General features: G+C 61.8%; 20 protein-coding genes. 15 read left to right on the forward strand and 5 right to left on the reverse strand.

Annotated elements, in window-relative coordinates; genetic code table 11:
* The first annotated feature begins 96 nt into the window (after positions 1 to 96).
* Complete coding sequence (locus HX830_RS17475) at positions 97 to 468, forward strand: glutathione S-transferase N-terminal domain-containing protein (protein ID WP_177101512.1); 372 nt, start codon at positions 97 to 99, stop codon at positions 466 to 468.
* Between the two features lie 12 nt (positions 469 to 480).
* Here the strand turns inward: HX830_RS17475 and HX830_RS17480 are convergent, their stop codons facing one another.
* The 3 genes from HX830_RS17480 to HX830_RS17490 all read right to left on the reverse strand — a co-directional run bounded on the left by HX830_RS17480 (position 481) and on the right by HX830_RS17490 (position 2,782).
* Positions 481 to 876 carry a lysozyme inhibitor LprI family protein gene (locus HX830_RS17480; protein WP_177101514.1) on the reverse strand — a complete coding sequence of 132 codons (396 nt, stop codon included), beginning with the start codon at positions 874 to 876 and terminating at the stop codon, positions 481 to 483.
* Between the two features lie 126 nt (positions 877 to 1,002).
* Positions 1,003 to 1,605: a glutathione S-transferase family protein gene (locus tag HX830_RS17485; RefSeq protein WP_103498212.1), complete on the reverse strand. Its 603-nt coding sequence runs from the start codon at positions 1,603 to 1,605 to the stop codon at positions 1,003 to 1,005.
* Positions 1,606 to 1,615: 10 nt separating this feature from the next.
* Positions 1,616 to 2,782 carry an aminotransferase-like domain-containing protein gene (locus tag HX830_RS17490; protein WP_177101516.1) on the reverse strand — a complete coding sequence of 389 codons (1,167 nt, stop codon included), beginning with the start codon at positions 2,780 to 2,782 and terminating at the stop codon, positions 1,616 to 1,618.
* Between the two features lie 83 nt (positions 2,783 to 2,865).
* Here HX830_RS17490 and HX830_RS17495 point away from each other — a divergent pair, with 83 nt between their 5' ends.
* From HX830_RS17495 to HX830_RS17505, 3 genes are all read left to right on the forward strand, one after another.
* On the forward strand, positions 2,866 to 3,306 hold the full coding sequence (locus tag HX830_RS17495; RefSeq protein WP_177101518.1) for a MarR family winged helix-turn-helix transcriptional regulator: 441 nt from the start codon (positions 2,866 to 2,868) through the stop codon (positions 3,304 to 3,306).
* 316 nt (positions 3,307 to 3,622) lie between these two features.
* Positions 3,623 to 4,972, forward strand: coding sequence for an NCS2 family permease (locus HX830_RS17500; protein ID WP_177101520.1), 1,350 nt, complete (start codon positions 3,623 to 3,625; stop codon positions 4,970 to 4,972).
* Between the two features lie 64 nt (positions 4,973 to 5,036).
* On the forward strand, positions 5,037 to 5,663 hold the full coding sequence (locus tag HX830_RS17505) for a LysE family translocator (RefSeq protein ID WP_177101522.1): 627 nt from the start codon (positions 5,037 to 5,039) through the stop codon (positions 5,661 to 5,663).
* 229 nt (positions 5,664 to 5,892) lie between these two features.
* On the opposite strand, the gene uraH is transcribed toward HX830_RS17505, so the two are convergent.
* The gene (gene uraH / locus HX830_RS17510; protein WP_103496213.1) at positions 5,893 to 6,246 is read right to left on the reverse strand and encodes a hydroxyisourate hydrolase; all 354 of its coding nucleotides are present in this window, start codon (positions 6,244 to 6,246) and stop codon (positions 5,893 to 5,895) included.
* Between the two features lie 420 nt (positions 6,247 to 6,666).
* Here uraH and puuE point away from each other — a divergent pair, with 420 nt between their 5' ends.
* The 8 genes from puuE to HX830_RS17550 all read left to right on the forward strand — a co-directional run bounded on the left by puuE (position 6,667) and on the right by HX830_RS17550 (position 14,724).
* On the forward strand, positions 6,667 to 7,593 hold the full coding sequence (gene puuE, locus HX830_RS17515) for an allantoinase PuuE (RefSeq protein WP_177101524.1): 927 nt from the start codon (positions 6,667 to 6,669) through the stop codon (positions 7,591 to 7,593).
* Entirely contained in the window at positions 7,590 to 8,105 is a 516-nt protein-coding gene (gene uraD / locus HX830_RS17520) for a 2-oxo-4-hydroxy-4-carboxy-5-ureidoimidazoline decarboxylase (protein ID WP_177101526.1), read from the forward strand. The genes puuE and uraD overlap by 4 nt, the downstream gene beginning before the upstream one ends.
* A 60-nt stretch (positions 8,106 to 8,165) precedes the next feature.
* Complete coding sequence (gene alc / locus HX830_RS17525; RefSeq protein WP_103496216.1) at positions 8,166 to 9,161, forward strand: allantoicase; 996 nt, start codon at positions 8,166 to 8,168, stop codon at positions 9,159 to 9,161.
* Between the two features lie 69 nt (positions 9,162 to 9,230).
* Complete coding sequence (locus tag HX830_RS17530) at positions 9,231 to 9,734, forward strand: ureidoglycolate lyase (protein WP_177101528.1); 504 nt, start codon at positions 9,231 to 9,233, stop codon at positions 9,732 to 9,734.
* Between the two features lie 51 nt (positions 9,735 to 9,785).
* A complete protein-coding gene (locus tag HX830_RS17535; RefSeq protein ID WP_103496218.1) occupies positions 9,786 to 11,135 on the forward strand; it encodes a urate hydroxylase PuuD in 1,350 nt (449 codons plus the stop codon).
* Between the two features lie 221 nt (positions 11,136 to 11,356).
* Positions 11,357 to 12,712, forward strand: coding sequence for a nucleobase:cation symporter-2 family protein (locus tag HX830_RS17540; protein WP_177101530.1), 1,356 nt, complete (start codon positions 11,357 to 11,359; stop codon positions 12,710 to 12,712).
* 352 nt (positions 12,713 to 13,064) lie between these two features.
* Positions 13,065 to 13,850, forward strand: coding sequence for an outer membrane protein OmpK (locus HX830_RS17545; RefSeq protein ID WP_177101531.1), 786 nt, complete (start codon positions 13,065 to 13,067; stop codon positions 13,848 to 13,850).
* Between the two features lie 265 nt (positions 13,851 to 14,115).
* Positions 14,116 to 14,724 (forward strand): TetR/AcrR family transcriptional regulator, encoded by a 609-nt coding sequence (locus HX830_RS17550; protein WP_100940637.1) that lies wholly within the window; start codon positions 14,116 to 14,118, stop codon positions 14,722 to 14,724.
* Here HX830_RS17550 and HX830_RS17555 read toward each other — a convergent pair whose 3' ends face one another.
* Complete coding sequence (locus HX830_RS17555; protein WP_177101532.1) at positions 14,725 to 15,165, reverse strand: GlcG/HbpS family heme-binding protein; 441 nt, start codon at positions 15,163 to 15,165, stop codon at positions 14,725 to 14,727. It abuts the gene before it with no gap.
* Between the two features lie 254 nt (positions 15,166 to 15,419).
* Between HX830_RS17555 and gcl the strand changes: the two genes are divergently transcribed.
* From gcl to HX830_RS17570, 3 genes are all read left to right on the forward strand, one after another.
* A complete protein-coding gene (gene gcl, locus HX830_RS17560) occupies positions 15,420 to 17,195 on the forward strand; it encodes a glyoxylate carboligase (protein WP_177101534.1) in 1,776 nt (591 codons plus the stop codon).
* 115 nt (positions 17,196 to 17,310) lie between these two features.
* The gene (gene hyi / locus HX830_RS17565) at positions 17,311 to 18,093 is read left to right on the forward strand and encodes a hydroxypyruvate isomerase (RefSeq protein ID WP_177101536.1); all 783 of its coding nucleotides are present in this window, start codon (positions 17,311 to 17,313) and stop codon (positions 18,091 to 18,093) included.
* Positions 18,094 to 18,111: 18 nt separating this feature from the next.
* A complete protein-coding gene (locus HX830_RS17570; RefSeq protein WP_177101538.1) occupies positions 18,112 to 19,002 on the forward strand; it encodes a 2-hydroxy-3-oxopropionate reductase in 891 nt (296 codons plus the stop codon).
* Positions 19,003 to 19,016: the final 14 nt, after the last annotated feature.

Genomic DNA, 19,016 nt, shown 5'->3' on the forward strand with positions numbered 1-19,016 from the left:
TGCGTTTTCACACAGTCTGACTCATCGCCGGTTTTTTTTCGCCTGGAGAAAATCAGGTAAGCTGCGCCCCTTCTCCACCGCCCGCGAGGCTATCCCGTGTTCGTCAAAGCACTTCGAGTCGGCCTGGGCCAACTCATCATCTTCATCGATTTCCTCACCCGCCCCAGCAAGCAAAAGCGCTCCGCGCCAGACCAGGCCAAGGTCGATGCCGCGGCCAGGGACCTGACCCTGTATCAGTTCCACGCCTGCCCGTTCTGCGTGAAGACCCGTCGTACCCTGCGCCGCCTCAACGTGCCGGTGGCGCTGCGTGATGCGAAGAACAACGAACAGGATCGCCAGACCCTGCTCGAGCAAGGCGGCAAGATCAAGGTGCCGTGCCTGCGTATCGAAGAAAACGGCCAGACCACCTGGATGTACGAGTCCAAGGTGATCATCGAGTACCTGGACAAGCGTTTTGCCGCGGCCTGAGTACAGTCGCCGTCAGTTGCGGCAGCCGTTGGTTTCATCACGACACTCGGTATAAGCCTTCAACTGCGCCGCCCGCTGCCTGGTCAACTCGGTCTTGCACTGCAGATCCAGCAGCGGCCAGATCGAACCACCGTCCGCCGGTTTGCCATTCTGATACAGGCAATCGGCGTCGCGGAAAGCCAGCCACTTGCGCTGGGCATCCTGGAGCGCGGCCTTGTTGGCCGGGTTCTTCAGGTAATCCATCTGGGTCTTGTAGTAGGTGTTCAGGTCATTGTCGGCCTGCTTGAACGCCTTGCCCGCACATTCATTCATCGACGCCTGGTTGGCATCGCAGTTGTCGGCTGCCTGTGCATCCATGGCCAGGCCCAGCAGGCTGGCAGTCAAAAACCCTACGCGTGGATATTTCATGGACGGCACCCCGTTCAGTAGGTAATAAACACAGTTCTCGATAGGACCTCGACGGCGACAAAAGTGCTTGCGCGGGCAAAAATAAACCGGCCCTGGGGCCGGTTTAAGTGTTTCCGGATTTGCCGATCAATCCAGCATGCCGACATGCTTCGGATGGCTGGCCACCCGCAGCAACCAGGCCTGGATACCCGGGTATTCGCTCAGGTCGAAGCCGCCCTGATGGGCCACATGGGTATAGGCATACAGCGCGATATCAGCAATCGAATAGTGCTCGCCCACCAGGTACGGGGTTTGCTGAAGCTGCTTTTCCATCACTTTCAACGCCTTGTGCCCGCGTTTCTGCAGCTTGAGGTATTCCTCGCGACGCTCTTCCGGCAAGCCCAGGTAGAACTCGATAAACCGCGCTACCGCGATATAGGGTTCGTGGCTGTACTGCTCGAAGAACTGCCATTGCAGCACCTGGGTACGCAGACGCGGCTCGGTGGGCAGGAATTCGCTGCCATCGGCCAGGAAGTTGAGAATCGCATTGGACTCCCACAGGCAGGTGCCGTCTTCCAGCTCCAGCACCGGCACCTTGCCGTTGGGGTTCTTCGCCAGGAATTCCGGGGTCTCGGTGTCACCCTTGAGGATGTCCACCGGGTGCCAGCGATATTCCTGCCCCAGCAGGTGCAGCATCAGCTTGATCTTGTAGCAATTGCCCGACTGGTAATCGCCATAAACCTTGTACATGGCCCTCCCCTTAAGCCGCTTGTGCAGCCTGTGCGTGACGGATGACAGCAGCCAGGCGCTTGAGACCTTCGTCCAGGCGCTCCGGTGCGATGTGACTGAAATTGAGACGAAGATTACCCGGATTACGCTCCGGTTCGGCAAAAAAAGGTTCGCCGGGCATGAATGCGACATCCCGACTCAACGCGTCGGCGAGCAAGGTGCGGGTATCCAGCGGCTGTTTGAGGGTCAGCCAGAAGAACAAACCGCCCTGCGGCACCTGCCAATCGGCCAGGTCAGCGAAGTGGCGCTCCAATGCCTGTTGAAAGGCATCCCGTCGGACCCGGTAAAAGTCCCGGAGTTGCACCAGGTGCTGGCGATATTTTTCCGTACCGATCCACTGCAACACCTGCCACTGGCCGACGCGGTTGGTGTGCAGGTCCGCCGACTGCTTGAGCTTGAGCAGATGGGGGAACAGGTCCGGGCTGGCAATCAGGTAACCGACCCGCAACCCGGGGGCCAGGGTCTTGGACACCGTGCCGGTATAGATCCAGCTGCTGCGCTTCAAACGGCTGACAATCGGCCGGGCGCTGCCGCCGTCATAGGTCAGCTCGCGATAGGGTTCGTCTTCGATCAGGGTTACGCCGAATTCGTCGAGCAAGGCGGCGACGGCCTCGCGCTTGGCTTCGCTGTAGCGCACGGCGGACGGGTTCTGGAACGTCGGAATCAGATAGACGAAGGCCGGCTGGTGGTTTTCCAGGCGCGCACGCAGTTGGAGCAGGTCGGGGCCGTCCTGTTCCTGGGGGATCGTCAGGCAATCGGCGCCGAACAGCTGGAAGATCTGCAAGGCGGCGAGGTAGGTCGGCCCTTCGAGGAGGATCTCGGTGCCCTTGTCGATATGCAGCTTGGCCACCAGGTCCAGGGTCTGCTGGGAACCGCTGACCACCAGCACCTGGCTGGCCTGGCAGTCGATCCCCAGCGCCCGCGCCTCGGCGGCCAGCACCTCGCGCAGCGCCGGTTCGCCCTCACTCATGCCGTATTGGCCGAAGGCGACCGGCAGGCCCTCCCAGTCCAGCGTCGGCAACATGGCTTCGGATGGCAGTCCGCCGGCAAAGGACATCACTTCCGGGCGTTGAGCGGCGGCGAGGATTTCGCGAATCAGAGAGCTTTTCAGACGGGTCACGCGCTCGGAGAAGGCCATGGCAGGTCACCGGTAGCTAAGTAAGCGGAAAGTACGTCAAACTGCTTGACCGAAATTACGCCGCCACGAGCCGATACGTCAATATGCTTGACCTTAAAAATTCAAACGCGCAGCAAGACGCCATGCAGGCCTTCTTTTTCGGCTACCAGGCGTTCACCGCCAAGGCCGACGAAATGCTCGAGCGTCGTGGCTTGAGCCGGGTGCACCAGCGCATTGTGTTTTTTATCGCCCGTTATCCGGACGTGAGCGTCAAGGAGTTGCTGACCTTGCTCGGCGTCAGCAAGCAGGCGCTGAACATGCCGTTGCGCCAGTTGACCGAGATGGACCTGGTGCGCAGCGTTGCGTCCGAGGCCGACAAGCGCAAGCGCCTGCTGCGCCTGACGGCGGACGGGGCGAGCCTGGAAGAGTCGTTGCGCCGTGAGCAGGTCAAGTTGTTGCAGAAGGCTTTCGCCCAGGCTGGTGAGGCCGCGGTGGAGGGCTGGCTGGCGGTGAACCTCGCGCTGGGAGAAAACCGCCCTTCCTGATACGCCCCCTTGTAAGCGCCGGCTTGCTGGCGATAGCGGTTTAACAGGCGATACAGATGTCGACTGCCAGATTGCAATCGCCAGCAAGCCGGCCCCTACAGGTTTCGCGACTACTCCCGCCAACAAGATCCTACCTTCCGACGTATCGCACACGAATCCAAAAACATTATTTGCTTTATTTGTATACAAAAGCATAATTCGCTTCGTGCGAGTTCCTGACTTTACAGTCAACAAACCCGTGCTGCCTCAAAGAGCCGTTGCCCGCCCCTGCGCCCGGCTCTGGAAATAACAATAAAACTCTTGAGGAGTACTCGCTGTGGAAAGCCGCAAATCCGAAGCCCCCCTGCTGGACCTGTCGCCACCGTCAAGTTCCGGCCTGCTGGAACGCCTGTTCAAGCTCAGGTTGCATGGCACCACGGTGAAAACCGAACTGATCGCCGGGGTGACCACCTTCATCACCATGGCCTACATCATCTTCGTCAACCCGAACATCATGGCCGACGCCGGCATCGACCATGGCGCCGCCTTTGTCGCCACCTGCATCGCCGCCGCCCTCGGCTGCCTGCTGATGGGCCTCTACGCCAACTGGCCGGTGGGCCTCGCACCGGGCATGGGCCTGAACGCGTTCTTCACCTACACCGTGGTCGGCACCATGGGCTACCACTGGGAAACCGCCCTCGGTGCGGTCTTCATCTCCGGCGTGCTGTTCATGGCCCTGACCCTGTCGAGGATCCGCGAATGGCTGCTCAACAGCATTCCCGTCAGCCTGCGCCATGCGATGGGTGCCGGGGTCGGGCTGTTTCTCGGGGTGATCGGCCTGAAAACCGCCGGGATCATCGTTGCCAGCCCCGCCACCCTGATCAGGCTCGGCGCCCTGCATGAACCCGGCCCATTGCTGGCCGCCATCTGTTTCCTGATGATCGCAATCCTCAGCTACCACCGGGTCTTCGGCGCCATCCTCATCAGCATCATCACCGTGACCCTCGCCGGCTGGGGCCTGGGCCTGGTGGAATACCACGGCATCTTCTCCACCCCACCGAGCCTGGCCCCGACCTGGATGGCCATGGACCTGAAGGGCGTATTCAACGTCAGCATGATCAGCGTGGTCCTGGCCTTTCTCTTCGTGCACATGTTCGACACCGCCGGCACCCTGATGGGCGTCGCCCAGCGCGCCGGCCTGGTCAACCCCGACGGCCGTATCGAGAACCTGTCCCGGGCAATGAAAGCCGACAGCGTCTCCAGCGTATTCGGTGCCGTGGTCGGTGTGCCACCCGTTACCAGCTACGTGGAAAGTGCCGCGGGTGTTGCCGCTGGTGGTCGGACTGGTCTGACCGCTGTTACTGTAGGTATCCTGTTTGTGGCGGCCATGTTCTTTGCCCCGCTGGCTGGCATGATCCCTGCGTACGCGACCGCCGGCGCGCTGATTTATGTAGCGATACTGATGATGAGTGGCATGGCGCATATCGAGTGGGACGACGCGACGGACAGTATTCCGGCGATTGTGACCGCGATCATGATGCCGCTGACTTTTTCGGTCGCCGACGGCATCGCCCTGGGTTTTATCACCTATGTGGCACTGAAGGCCGGGACCGGCAAGTTCAAGGATATTTCCGTCAGCCTGTGGGTGCTGTGCGCCATTTTTATCGCCAAGTTCATCTTCCTGTAAGAGAGCCCATGCGGTAGTAACCAGCCTCACTTCGGTGGGGCTTTTGTACGAAGGGAGAAACCTGATGAGTCTGGAAACCTGGTTGTTGTTCAGCAGTGCCGCCCTGGTGGTGATCCTGATCCCCGGGCCGCTGTCGCTGCTGATGATCAGCAACAGCCTGAATTATGGATTGCGTCGTTCATACCCGGCCTTTCTCGGCGGTGTCAGCGCCTCGATCTGCTTGTTGAGCGCTTCGGCCCTGGGCCTGGGTGCGTTGCTGCTGGCCTCGGAGCAGTTGTTCAGCGCCCTGAAGATTGTCGGCGCGCTGTACCTGTTCTATCTCGCCTGGCAGAGCTGGCAGCAATCGCGACAGCCGGCACGGGCGGCGAATGTGCCCGAAACCGCGCCGGCCCCACGCTTTCGTGCCCTGTTTGGGCGCGCCTTTGTGCTCGGTGCCAGCAACCCGAAGGACATCCTGTTCTTCGCGGCCTTCCTACCGCAGTTTCTCAAGGCCGACCAAGCGTTTCTCGGCCAGTTGCTGGTGATGATCGCCACCTGGACCGTGCTGGACCTGCTGTGCAAGCTGGCCTATGGCCTTGGCGCCCATGGCGCGGCGAGTTATCTGCGAAGCGGTAAAGGGCAGAGCTGGTTCAACCGGATCAGCGCCGGGTTGTTCGGTGGGGCGGGGGCGATATCTTTGTTGAGCCGTTAGATATGCAGTGCCAGTACTGGCCTCTTCGCGGGCAAGCTCCGCTCCCACAATGTCCGAGTCAACCTCGGTATTGTGTACAGACACAAAACTGTGGGAGCGGAGCTTGCCCGCGAAGAGGCCCTCACATTCACCATCACAACCTCTGCCAACCCAATCGCCAGACATAAAAAAGCCCGCAGTGAACGCGGGCAAATAACCAAGGAAGCTTTGGCGCAGATGCTTGGGGAATCTAGCTGCCTCGGTAGGTCGAATAGCTGTAGGGCGAAATCAGCAACGGCACGTGGTAGTGCTCCTGCTCGGCACTGATCCCGAAACGCAGCACCACCACGTCGAGGAACGCCGGCTCCGGCAGCGCCACGCCACGAGCCCGATAGTAGTCACCGGCATGGAACTGCAACTGATAGACCCCGGAGCGGTAGTCGGTCCCTTGCAGCAACGGTGCATCGCAGCGCCCGTCGCTGTTGGTCAGGGCGCTGGCGACCAGCTCCAACTGTGCGCCTTCGACCCGATACAGCTCGACCTTGATCGAACTGCCGGGGCAGCCATGCGCGGCATCCAAAACATGCGTAGTCAAACGTCCCATTGCTTCTGCGGGCCGCCCTGCCCTTCAGGCAGATCAGGCCTCGCGCCTCCCGGAGTCAGTGGATAAAGGAGAGGCCATGCCCCAGAGGGGCGGCCCGGAAATAATTAAGACACTTTTACAAAAAATTGTACACAATAAATTCAAGCTTTTTTCTGACAACCCCGGCTCGGCCCAGCCAGCCACGAATAGAGCGCAATCACTTGCCCGCAGAAGACCTCAGAACCACTAGCTGACCGATCAGGCAGGTTTCTTGCAGTGTTCCCCGAGGTGAAACCTGCGGTCATCAAACGGAAAGAAATGCAAAAATACGGGCTTACAAAATGATTATAAAGTTGTATACAATCATCCCATCGCCGTGACGCCACCCGGTTTTGACGGGGCACCACGCAACCGTCACCACGAACAAGAAGGAAGACTGCAGTGAGCGCCGACTACCCACGCGACCTGATCGGTTACGGCAGCAACCCGCCTCACCCCCACTGGCCGGGCAATGCCCGCATCGCCTTGTCCTTCGTGCTCAACTACGAAGAAGGCGGCGAACGGAACATCCTCCATGGCGACCCGGAATCCGAGTCCTTCCTCTCGGAGATGGTCGCGGCGCAGCCTCTGCAGGGCGCGCGCAACATGAGCATGGAGTCGCTCTACGAGTATGGCAGCCGTGCCGGCGTGTGGCGGATTCTCAAGCTGTTCAAGCGTTTCGATATTCCCCTGACCGTGTTCGCCGTGGCCATGGCCGCCCAGCGCCACCCGGACGTGATCCGCGCCATGGTCGCGGCCGGTCACGAGATCTGCAGCCACGGTTACCGCTGGATCGACTACCAGTACATGGACGAAGCCCAGGAGCGCGAGCACCTGCTCGAAGCCATCCGCATCCTCACCGAAATCAGCGGCGAACGCCCATTGGGCTGGTACACCGGACGCACCGGGCCGAACACCCGCAAGCTGGTGATGGAGGAAGGCGGCTTCCTCTATGACTCGGACACCTACGACGACGACCTGCCCTACTGGGAGCCCAACAGCCCCACCGGCAAGCCGCACCTGGTGATTCCCTACACCCTCGATACCAACGACATGCGCTTCACCCAGGTGCAGGGCTTCAACAAGGGCGACGATTTCTACCAGTACCTCAAGGACGCCTTCGACGTGCTCTACGCTGAAGGCGAAGAGGCGCCGAAAATGCTCTCCATCGGCTTGCACTGCCGCTTGATCGGCCGCCCGGCACGCCTGGCCGCCCTCCAGCGCTTCATCGAATATGTCAAAGGCCATGACCGGGTCTGGTTCAGTCGCCGGGTCGATATCGCTCGCCACTGGCACGCCACCCACCCGTTCCAGGGAGTCGCGAAATGACGGCCTTCAAGACCCTCAAGCCCTCGACCTTGAGCCGCGAAGCCTTTATCCAGACCTTCGCCGATATCTACGAACATTCGCCCTGGGTCGCCGAAAAGGCTTTCGACCTGGGCCAGGACGCCGACCTCGACGAGGTCGAGACCCTGCACCAGCGCATGAGCGACATCCTCTTGAGCGCCGATCACGCCAGCCAGCTGGCCCTGATCAACGCCCACCCGGACCTGGCCGGCAAAGCCGCCGTCCAGGGCCAACTCACCGAAGCCAGCACCAACGAACAGGCCGGCGCCGGTATTCACCAATGCTCGAACGAAGAATTCCAACGCTTCACCGAGCTGAACGACACCTATAAAGCCAAGTTCAAGTTTCCCTTCATCATGGCGGTAAAAGGCAGCAACCGGCATCAGATCCTCGCCGCGTTCGAAGTGCGCATCCACAACCCGGTGGACACCGAGTTCCAGTGCGCGCTGGCCGAGATCAACAAGATCGCCCTGTTCCGCCTACTGACCCTTTAGCGAGCCGTACCTGAACCCGGCAAGCCTCCCCAGCCACTTATTAAAAGGCAGACAAAAAGCATGAAAGCTTACGCCGTACCTTTCGAGAAGTTCGTCAACCTGGCCGACGCCCGACTGGGCACCAAGATCCTCTCGGTCACCGACGACTGGTTCGCCGACGCCAACCGCCTGTTCCAGCCGACCCCGGCCGTCTGGAAAGAAGGCGTGTTCGATGACAACGGCAAGTGGATGGACGGCTGGGAGTCGCGCCGCAAGCGTTTCGAAGGCTACGACAGCGCGGTGATCCGCCTCGGCGTCGCCGGCTCGATCAAGGGCGTGGACATCGATACCTCCTTCTTCACCGGCAACTATCCGCCGTCGGCCTCCCTGGAAGCCTGCTTCCTGAGCAGCGGCGAGCCGGACGAAAACACCCAGTGGGTCGAAGTGCTGTCCGCCGTCGAGCTGCAAGGCAACAGCCACCACTACCACGAGATCAGCAACGACCAGGCCTTCAGCCACCTGCGTTTCAACATCTATCCGGACGGCGGCGTGGCGCGCCTGCGGGTCTACGGTATTCCATTCCGTGACTGGTCGGCGGTGGGCGACAACGAACAGGTCGACCTGGCTTCCGCCCTCAACGGCGGCCGCGCCCTGGCCTGCTCCGACGAGCATTTCGGCCGCATGAGCAACATCCTCAACCCGGGCCGTGGCGTCAACATGGGCGACGGCTGGGAAACCGCGCGCCGGCGTACCCCGGGCAATGACTGGGTGATCGTGGCTTTGGGTCATCCGGGCGAGATCGAACAGATCATCGTCGACACCCTGCACTTCAAGGGCAACTACCCGGACAGCTGCTCGATCCAGGGCGCCTTCGTCAAGGGCGGCACCGACAGCCAGATCGAGACCCAGAGCCTGTTCTGGCGTGAACTGCTGCCGAGCCAGAAGCTGGAAATGCACCAGGAACACAGCTTCGCCGAACAGATCAAGGCGCTGGGACCTATCACCCATATCCGCCTGAACGTGTTCCCGGACGGTGGCGTAAGTCGCCTGCGGGTGCTGGGCAAAGTCGCGAAGTAACCCCATGGGTGGTTCTCGCGCCTCGCGCGGGAACCACCGATACACAGAATTCGAGAACAGAAGAACCGCATGCGCACACTGACGATTGAACCGCTGAGCAAAGAAGCCTTCGCCCCCTTCGGTGACGTGATCGAAACCGACGGCAGCGACCACTTCATGATCAACAACGGTTCGACCCAGCGCTTCCATCGCCTGGCGACGGTGCAAACCGCCAAGCCGGACGACCAGGCGATCATCAGCATCTTCCGCGCCGACGCGCTGGGCATGCCCTTGACCGTGCGCATGCTCGAGCGCCATCCGCTGGGCAGCCAGGCTTTTATCCCGCTGCTCGGCAACCCCTTTCTGATCGTGGTCGCGCCCCTTGGCGATGCACCGGTATCAGGCTTGGTCCGCGCCTTTGTCAGCAATGGCAGGCAGGGCATCAATTACCATCGCGGCGTCTGGCACCACCCGGTGCTGACGATCGAAAAGCGGGATGACTTCCTGGTGGTTGATCGCAGTGGCTCCGGCAACAACTGCGATGAGCATTTCTTCAAAGAGGATGAGTACCTGATCCTCGCCCCCCACCAATAAGAGAAGGTCTGATCACTCCCGAAAAAGAGTGACAGGCGAGAGGTAAAGACTGTGCAAGCACATCTGATGGAATGGCTGAACCTGAGCGTGCGCTGGATTCACATGATCACGGGCGTGGCCTGGATCGGTGCATCGTTCTACTTCGTCTGGCTGGAGAACAACCTCAACCGGGTCAATCCCAGGGACGGCCTGGCCGGCGATCTGTGGGCGATCCACGGCGGCGGTATCTACCACCTGGAAAAATACAAGCTGGCCCCGCCGACCATGCCGGACAACCTGCACTGGTTCAAATGGGAAGCCTATTTCACCTGGATGTCGGGGATCGCGCTGCTCTGCGTGGTGTTCTACTCCAACCCGGTGCTCTACCTCGTGGCCCCCGGCAGCGGCCTGAGCGGCCCCGAGGGCGTGGCCATCGGTATCGGCGCACTGATCGCCGGCTGGTTCGTCTACGACTTTCTCTGTGACTCGGCCCTGGGCAAGCGCCCGGCCCTGCTCGGCTTTATCCTGTTCGTGCTGCTGATTGCCGCCGCCTACGGGTTCAGCAAAGTATTCAGCGGTCGCGGCGCCTACCTGCATGTCGGCGCGATCATCGGCACCATCATGGTCGGCAACGTGTTCCGCATCATCATGCCGGCCCAGCGCGCGCTGGTGGCGGCCATCGCCGAGAACCGCACGCCGGACCCGAGCCTGCCGGCCAAGGGCCTGCTGCGTTCGCGGCACAACAACTACTTCACCCTGCCGGTGCTGTTCATCATGATCAGCAACCACTTCCCGAGCACCTATGGCAGCCCGTACAACTGGCTGATCCTGGCCGGGATCGCGGTGCTGGCGGTGATGGTGCGGCACTATTTCAACACTCGGCACAACAGTCACAAATTTGCCTGGACCTTGCCGGTCGCGGCCCTCGGGATGATCTGCCTGGCCTATGTCACCGGCCCGTCGCCGGTCCCGAGCGCACCGCAAGTGGCCAAGGCCCCGGCGAAGATCGAGTACCAGCCGTTGCCGGAAACCGCGTTGGGCGGCAAGCCGGCCCAAGCCACGCCAGCGGTACCAGAGACGCCAGCCGTTACCGCCGCACCAGCCGCCGCCGCAGCTCCGGATTCGGTTCCTGCGCCAACGACCACAGCGAGTGCCGCCGACGTCAGCTTCGACAAGGTTCACCGTGTGATCCAGGAGCGCTGCGCGGTGTGCCATTCGGCCCAACCCACCAGCCCGCTGTTCAGTTCGGCGCCGGCCGGGGTGATCTTCGATACCGCGCAACAGATCCAGCAATTGGCTCCACGTATCCAGGCCCAGGCCATCACCACCCAGATCATGCCGTTGGGCAACATCACCCAAATGACCCAGCAGGAACGTGACCTGATCGCGGCCTGGATCAACCAGGGGGCACGCACCAACTGAATGTCGCTGTTAGCCAGCTGATTTGGAGACACCGCGTTACCTGTAGGAGCGTGGCTTGCCCGCGAAGCTTTTAGCGATCTTGAAAGCCTCTTCGCGGGCAAGCCCTGCGCCTACAGGTTCGAGATCAACCGTGAAGCGGTTGCGTTACCCCGGCTACAAAAAACGCTGTCCGCAACCACACAGCGCTAAAACCACAAGAATAAAAAAATCCGAGGTGTTGCATGTCCGAGTTATCCGAACCGCGCATCCCCGCCGCACCCGCTATCCAGCGCCTGCCTCTGTTGCAGCTGATCCTGGTGGGCCTGCAACACGTTCTGCTGATGTATGGCGGCGCCGTCGCCGTACCGCTGATCATCGGACAGGCCGCCGGCCTGGGTCGTGAGGAAATCGCTTTTCTGATCAACGCCGACCTGCTGGTGGCCGGTATCGCCACCGTGGTGCAATCCCTCGGCATCGGCCCCATGGGCATCCGCATGCCGGTGATGATGGGTGCCAGTTTCGCCGCCGTCGGCAGCATGGTGGCCATGGCCGGCATGCCCGGTATCGGCATGACCGGGATCTTCGGCGCCACCATCGCCGCCGGTTTTTTCGGCCTGCTGATCGCCCCGTTCATGTCCAAGGTCGTGCGTTTCTTCCCGCCCCTGGTCACCGGCACCGTGATCACCGCCATCGGCCTCTCGCTGTTTCCGGTGGCGGTCAACTGGGCTGGCGGCGGCAGTGCCGCGACACAATTCGGCTCGCCGATCTACCTCACGGTGGCCGCGCTGGTGCTGGCCACCATCCTGCTGATCAACCGCTTCATGCGCGGCTTCTGGGTGAATATCTCGGTGCTGATCGGCATGCTCCTGGGCTATGTGCTGTCCGGCGTCATCGGCATGGTCGACCTCAGCGGCCTGGCCCAGGCGCCCTGGCTGAAAGTGGTCACCCCGCTGCATTTCGGCCTGCCGCAGTTTCACCTGGCACCGATCCTGTCCATGTGCCTGGTGGTGGTGATCATCTTCGTCGAGTCCACCGGGATGTTCCTCGCCCTGGGCAAGATCACCGGCCAGGACGTCACCCCACGCATGCTCCGGCGCGGCTTGCTGTGCGACGCCGGCGCCTCGTTCCTCGCCGGTTTCTTCAACACCTTCACCCACTCCTCCTTCGCCCAGAACATCGGCCTGGTGCAGATGACCGGTGTGCGCTGCCGTTCGGTGACCATCGTCGCCGGGCTCTTCCTGATCGTCCTCAGCCTGCTGCCCAAGGCCGCGTTCCTGGTCGCCTCGATTCCACCGGCGGTACTGGGCGGCGCGGCCATCGCCATGTTCGGCATGGTCGCGGCCACCGGGATCAAGATCCTCCAGGAAGCGGACATCTCCGATCGGCGCAACCAGTTGCTGGTGGCGGTAAGCATCGGCATGGGCCTGATCCCCGTGGTGCGACCGGAGTTCTTCGCCCACCTGCCGCTGTGGATGGGTCCGATCACCCACAGTGGTATCGCCATGGCGACCTTGAGCGCCGTGTCCCTGAACCTGCTGTTCAACGTGCTGGGGGGCGCCGAACGGGCGGCACTCAGCGGGCATGTTCACCCCCACTGATACCTTTGCCGGCGGACGCGAGCGCTCTGGCACGGGCGCTTGAGCCCTCGGGCGCGAATCAGTATGCTGCGCGCCCGCTGGAATCCGCTCGAACAAGCCATCGCCACCGACACCTGACCCAAGCGCCTCTCTATCCCGGCGCGGGACAACCCCAAGGCCTATGGAAGCCCGCACCACTCGACTGTCCCACGGACAGCCGAACGCAGGGTCTTTGACTGTTTTTTTGCCTTGAACCGGCCCTTGCCAGAAGCAGGCAGGCCGCTGAACCGGCGATGGCCGACAGAAAAAAAGCGCCGAACCCAGAGCGCTGAACGACGGAAGCCTTGAACCACTGACCTTAGGGAGCAACCCAATGAAGCGCACCTCTACGAGCCTGATATTGTCCGCCACCTTGCTGAGCGCAGGATCCGCCTGCGCGGGCGACCTGCTGCAATGGCAGAACAACAGCCTGACCTACCTGTACGGCAAGAATTTCACCGTCAATCCGCAGATCCAGCAGACCGTCACCTTCGAACACGCCGACGCCTGGAAGTACGGCGACAACTTCTTCTTCCTCGACCGGATCTTCTATAACGGCAAGGCCGATACCCGCCTCGGCCCGAACACCTACTACGGCGAGTTCACCCCGCGCCTGTCCATGGGCAAGATCTTCGACCGTTCGTTCGCCTTCGGCCCGGTCAAGGATGTGCTGCTGGCCATGACCTACGAGTTCGGCGAAGGCGACACCAACGCCTACCTGTTCGGCCCCGGCTTCGACCTGGACGTACCCGGCTTCGACTACTTCCAGTTGAACTTCTACCAGCGCCATACCGACAGCAACCGTCCGGGCAGCAATATCTGGCAGATCACCCCGGTCTGGTCCTACACCATCCCAGTGGGCCATTCCAACGTGCTGATCGACGGCTATATGGACTGGGTGGTGGACAACGACCGCAATGCCCAAGGGACCTACCACGCCAACCTGCACTTCAACCCGCAGATCAAGTACGACCTGGGCAAGGCCCTGCATTGGGGCGAAAAGCAGTTGTACGTGGGGTTTGAGTACGACTACTGGAAGAACAAGTACGGCCTCCAGAGCAACAGCGACTTCAGGACCAACCAGGACACCGCGAGCCTGTTGATCAAGTATCATTTCTGATGCTGTCGTGGGTTCTGCGGCGCCTGGTCGACCGCCATCGCCGGCAAGCCGGCTCCTACAATTGTGCGTATCGCCACAGACTCTCGGCGTGCGCCCCCCCTGTAGGAGCCGGCTTGCCGGCGATGGCGGCCGAGAGGACAGCGCAGGGCTCAAGGGCCTGACCGACTTTGCTCATTCAGACGTGTGGGAGGGGCATTCTTGAGCCTTGCGCAAACCCGGTGCTACCATGCCCAACCGCCCGGGCCGGCAAGGAAAAACCTGGTTTATGAGCACCATCCGCGAACGCAACCGTGAACTGATCCTGCGCGCCGCCAGCGAAGAGTTCGCCGACAAGGGCTTCGCCGCCACCAAGACCAGCGATATCGCGGCCAAGGCCGGCCTACCCAAGCCCAACGTCTACTACTACTTCAAATCCAAGGACAACCTCTACCGCGAGGTGCTGGAAAGCATCATCGAGCCGATCCTCCAGGCCTCGACCCCCTTCAACCCCGCGGGCGTGCCCGCCGAGGTACTGGCCGGTTATATCCGTTCGAAGATCCGTATCTCCCGCGACCTGCCGTTCGCCTCCAAGGTCTTCGCCAGCGAAATCATGCACGGCGCGCCGCACCTGAGCCCCGAGCAGGTGGAGCAGCTCAATGCCCAGGCCCGACACAATATCGCCTGCATCCAGACCTGGATCGACCGCGGCCTGATCGCCCCGCTCGATCCCCATCACCTGATGTTCAGCATCTGGGCCGCGACCCAGACCTATGCCGATTTCGACTGGCAGATCTCCTCGATCACCGGCAAGGCCAAGCTGGAAGACGTCGACTATGAAGCGGCGGCGCAGACCATCGTGCGGTTGGTGCTCAAGGGCTGCGAGCCGGATCGATAGTCAGACAGACACCCCGGCATCCGCCACCAGCTCCAACGCCTCGATTGCACTGATCGCACACTGCTCATCGATATCCGAAGTATCCCCGCTGATCCCGATGGCCCCGATCACCTTCCCCTCCTGATCGCGAATCAACACCCCGCCCGGCGCCGGCACCACGCTGCCCTGCCCCAGGCTGTTCAATGCCGCCACAAACGCCGGTCGCTGCTGCGCATCCAACGCCAGCAAGCGCGAGCCCTTGCCCAGGGCGATCGCGCCCCAGGCCTTGCCGATGGCGATCTGCGGACGCAACAGGCTCGCCCCATCCTCGCGTTGCAGTGTCACCAGGTGACCACCGCCATCCAGCACCGCAATGGTCAGCGGTGCTGCCGAAATGACCCGGCCGGCGGCAATCGCCTCGCTGGCCAGACTGACTGCGACGTTCAAGGTTAAAGCGCTCATGGTGCCGTCCTTATCGAGTGAGGAGAGAGCCGTCGCTGCTCCTTTTCAGAAGCAGTTCGGCCAAACAAATAGAACACAATGTTAAATATTTTTGTATACAAAAATATAGAAACACTCATCAAACCCTTGAGAAACGGCCCCAGAACGAATCCACCAATCATTTTATAAAAGGCATTGACCAGCGCCGCCCTGCGTGAATACACTCGCCACACAGCAACTTGTATACAATTACAAAACGCAAGAGGCACAAAATAATGAGCAAAATGAGAGCAATCGAAGCCGCCGTCCTGGTGATGCGCCGCGAAGGCGTGGACACTGCCTTCGGCATTCCCGGTGCCGCGATCAACCCGCTGTACAGCGCGCTGCAAAAGCTCGGCGGTATCGATCACGTCCTTGCTCGCCACGTCGAAGGCGCCTCGCACATGGCCGAGGGTTACACCCGCACCAAGGCCGGCAATATCGGCGTGTGCATCGGCACCTCGGGCCCGGCCGGCACCGATATGGTCACCGGCCTGTACAGCGCCAGCGCCGACTCGATCCCGATCCTCTGCATCACCGGCCAGGCACCGCGGGCACGCTTGCACAAGGAAGACTTCCAGGCCGTGGACATCACCAGCATCGTCAAGCCGGTGACCAAGTGGGCGACCACCGTGCTCGAACCCGGCCAGGTGCCCTACGCCTTCCAGAAAGCCTTTTATGAAATGCGCTCCGGCCGCCCCGGCCCGGTGCTGATCGACCTGCCGTTCGATGTGCAGATGGCGCAAATCGAATTTGATATCGACGCCTACCAACCACTGCCCCTGGCCAAGCCAGGCGCCACACGGATTCAGGTCGAGAAGGCCCTGGCCCTGCTCGACCAGGCCGAACGCCCGCTGCTGGTGGCCGGTGGCGGCATCATCAATGCCGATGCCAGCGAACTGCTGGTGGAGTTCGCCGAACTGACCGGCATTCCGGTGATCCCGACCCTGATGGGCTGGGGCACGATCCCTGACGATCACCCGCTGATGGTCGGCATGGTCGGGCTGCAAACCTCCCACCGCTACGGCAACGCCACGCTGCTCAAGTCCGATGTGGTGCTGGGTATCGGCAACCGCTGGGCCAACCGTCACACCGGTTCCGTGGAGGTCTACACCGAAGGACGCACCTTCATTCACGTGGACATCGAGCCGACCCAGATCGGCCGCGTATTCACCCCGGACCTGGGCATCGTGTCCGACGCTGCCGCGGCCCTGACGGTATTTATCGAAGTGGCCCGTGAATGGCAGGCCGCCGGCAAGCTGAAGGACCGCAGTGCCTGGCTTGCCGATTGCCAGCAGCGCAAGGCCAGCCTGCAGCGCAAGACCCACTTCGACAACGTGCCGGTCAAACCCCAGCGCGTCTATGAAGAGATGAACCAGGTGTTCGGCAAGGACACCTGCTACGTCAGCACCATCGGTCTGTCGCAGATTGCCGGCGCGCAGTTCCTCCATGTCTACAAACCACGGCACTGGATCAACTGCGGCCAGGCCGGGCCCCTGGGCTGGACCATTCCGGCCGCGCTGGGGGTGGTCAAGGCCGACCCATCGCGCAAGGTCGTGGCACTGTCCGGCGACTATGACTTCCAGTTCATGATCGAGGAACTGGCGGTGGGCGCGCAGTTCAAGCTGCCGTATATCCACGTGGTGGTGAACAACTCCTACCTGGGACTGATTCGCCAGGCCCAGCGCGGCTTCGACATGGACTACTGCGTGCAATTGTCTTTCGACAACCTCAACGCACCGGAGCTCAACGGTTATGGCGTGGACCACGTCGCCGTCGCCGAGGGCCTGGGTTGCAAGGCCTTGCGGGTGTTCGAGCCGGATCAGATCCAGGGTGCGCTGCGTCAGGCCCAGGCGATGATCGAGGAGTTCAGGGTGCCGGTGATTGTCGAGATCATCCTGGAGCGGGTGACCAATATTTCCATGGGCACCGAGATCAACGCCATCAACGAGTTCGAAGACCTGGCGCTGGTCGGCAACGATGCGCCGACGGCGATTGCCTTGCTCGACTGATCCCACACCCGCGTAGGGACGGGCTTGCCAGCGCAGTCGATATCACCTTCACTGCCGCTATCGCTGCGCCTGCAGCCCGTCCAAACGCTTTGTATCGATTCGCCAGGAGATTCCCATGCCACGCTTTGCCGCCAACCTGTCCATGCTGTTCACCGAAGAGGATTTCCTGGCCCGTTTCAAGGCCGCCGCCGAGGCTGGTTTCAGCGGTGTGGAATACCTGTTCCCCTACGACTTCAGCTCCGCCGAGATCAAGGCGCAACTGGATGCCCACGGCCTGACCCAGGTGCTGTTCAACCTGCCGGCCGGCGACTGGGCCAAGGGCGAACGCGGGATTGCCTGCCACCCGGACCGGGTCGAGGAGTTCCGTGCCGGGGTCGACCTGGCCATCGCCTATGCGCAAGTGCTGGGCAATACCCAGATCAACTGCCTGGCCGGCATCCGCCCCCAGGGTGTCGACGACGCCGTGCTGGAAAAGACCTTCGTCGACAACCTCAAGTACGCCGCCGGCAAGCTTGAAGCCGTCGGCATCCGTCTGGTGATGGAAGCCATCAACACCCGCGACATCCCCGGTTTCTACCTGAACACCACGGCCCAGGCCCTGTCGATCCGCCATCAGGTGGGCAGCGCCAACCTGTTCCTGCAATACGACATCTACCACATGCAGATCATGGAAGGTGACCTGGCGCGGAGCCTGTCCGACCACCTGGCCGAGATCAACCATGTGCAGTTGGCCGACAACCCCGGGCGGCATGAGCCGGGGACCGGAGAGATCAACTATCGATTCCTGTTCGAGCACCTGGACCGCATCGGTTATCAGGGCTGGGTCGGTTGCGAATACAAACCGCTGACCAGCACCGAAGCCGGGCTGGGCTGGTTGAAAACCCATAACGCGACATAAGAAAAAGAGGACGTTGTCATGGCTAAAATCGGTTTTATCGGCACCGGCATCATGGGGCATCCCATGGCCGCCAATCTGCAAAAGGCAGGTCACAGCCTGTTCCTGTCCAACCAGCACGACGCCGCGCCGGTCGACCTGATCAGCGCCGGCGCGGTGGCCCTGGCGAGCCCGAAGGAAGTCGCCCAGGAAGCCGAGTTCATCATCGTCATGGTGCCGGATACCCCGCAGGTCGAGGACGTGCTGTTCCGTGCCGACGGGATTGCCGCCGGCGTCGGTCCGGGCAAGATCGTCATCGACATGAGCTCGATCTCGCCCACCGCGACCAAGGCGTTCGCGGCCAGGATCAACGAGAAAGGCGCGCAGTACCTCGACGCCCCGGTGTCCGGCGGTGAAGTCGGCGCCAAGGCCGCGACCCTGAGCATCATGGTCGGCGGCGACGCCCAGGCCTTCGCTCGCGCCCTGCCGCTGTTCCAGAACATCGGCAAGAACATCACCCTGGTGGGCGGCAACGGCGACGGTCAGACCGCCAAGGTGGCGAACCAGATCATTGTCGCCCTGAATATCCAGGCGGTGGCCGAGGCACTGTTGTTCGCCGCGAAAAACGGCGCCGACCCGGCCAAGGTACGTGAAGCGCTGATGGGCGGCTTTGCCTCGTCGAAAATCCTCGAAGTACATGGCGAACGCATGATCAAGGGCACCTTCGACCCGGGCTTCCGCATCAGCCTGCACCAGAAGGACCTGAACCTGGCCCTGGCCGGTGCCCGCGAGCTGAATATCAACCTGCCCAATACCGCCAATGCCCAGCAGGTATTCAACACTTGCGCGGCGATCGGCGGCAGCCAGTGGGACCATTCGGCACTGATCAAGGGACTGGAGCATATGGCGAACTTCTCGATTCGCGAGCGCTAGGCCCCTCCCGGCTC

It is taken from the genome of Pseudomonas gingeri (genome assembly GCF_013385425.1).
Lineage (GTDB): Bacteria > Pseudomonadota > Gammaproteobacteria > Pseudomonadales > Pseudomonadaceae > Aquipseudomonas > Aquipseudomonas gingeri_D.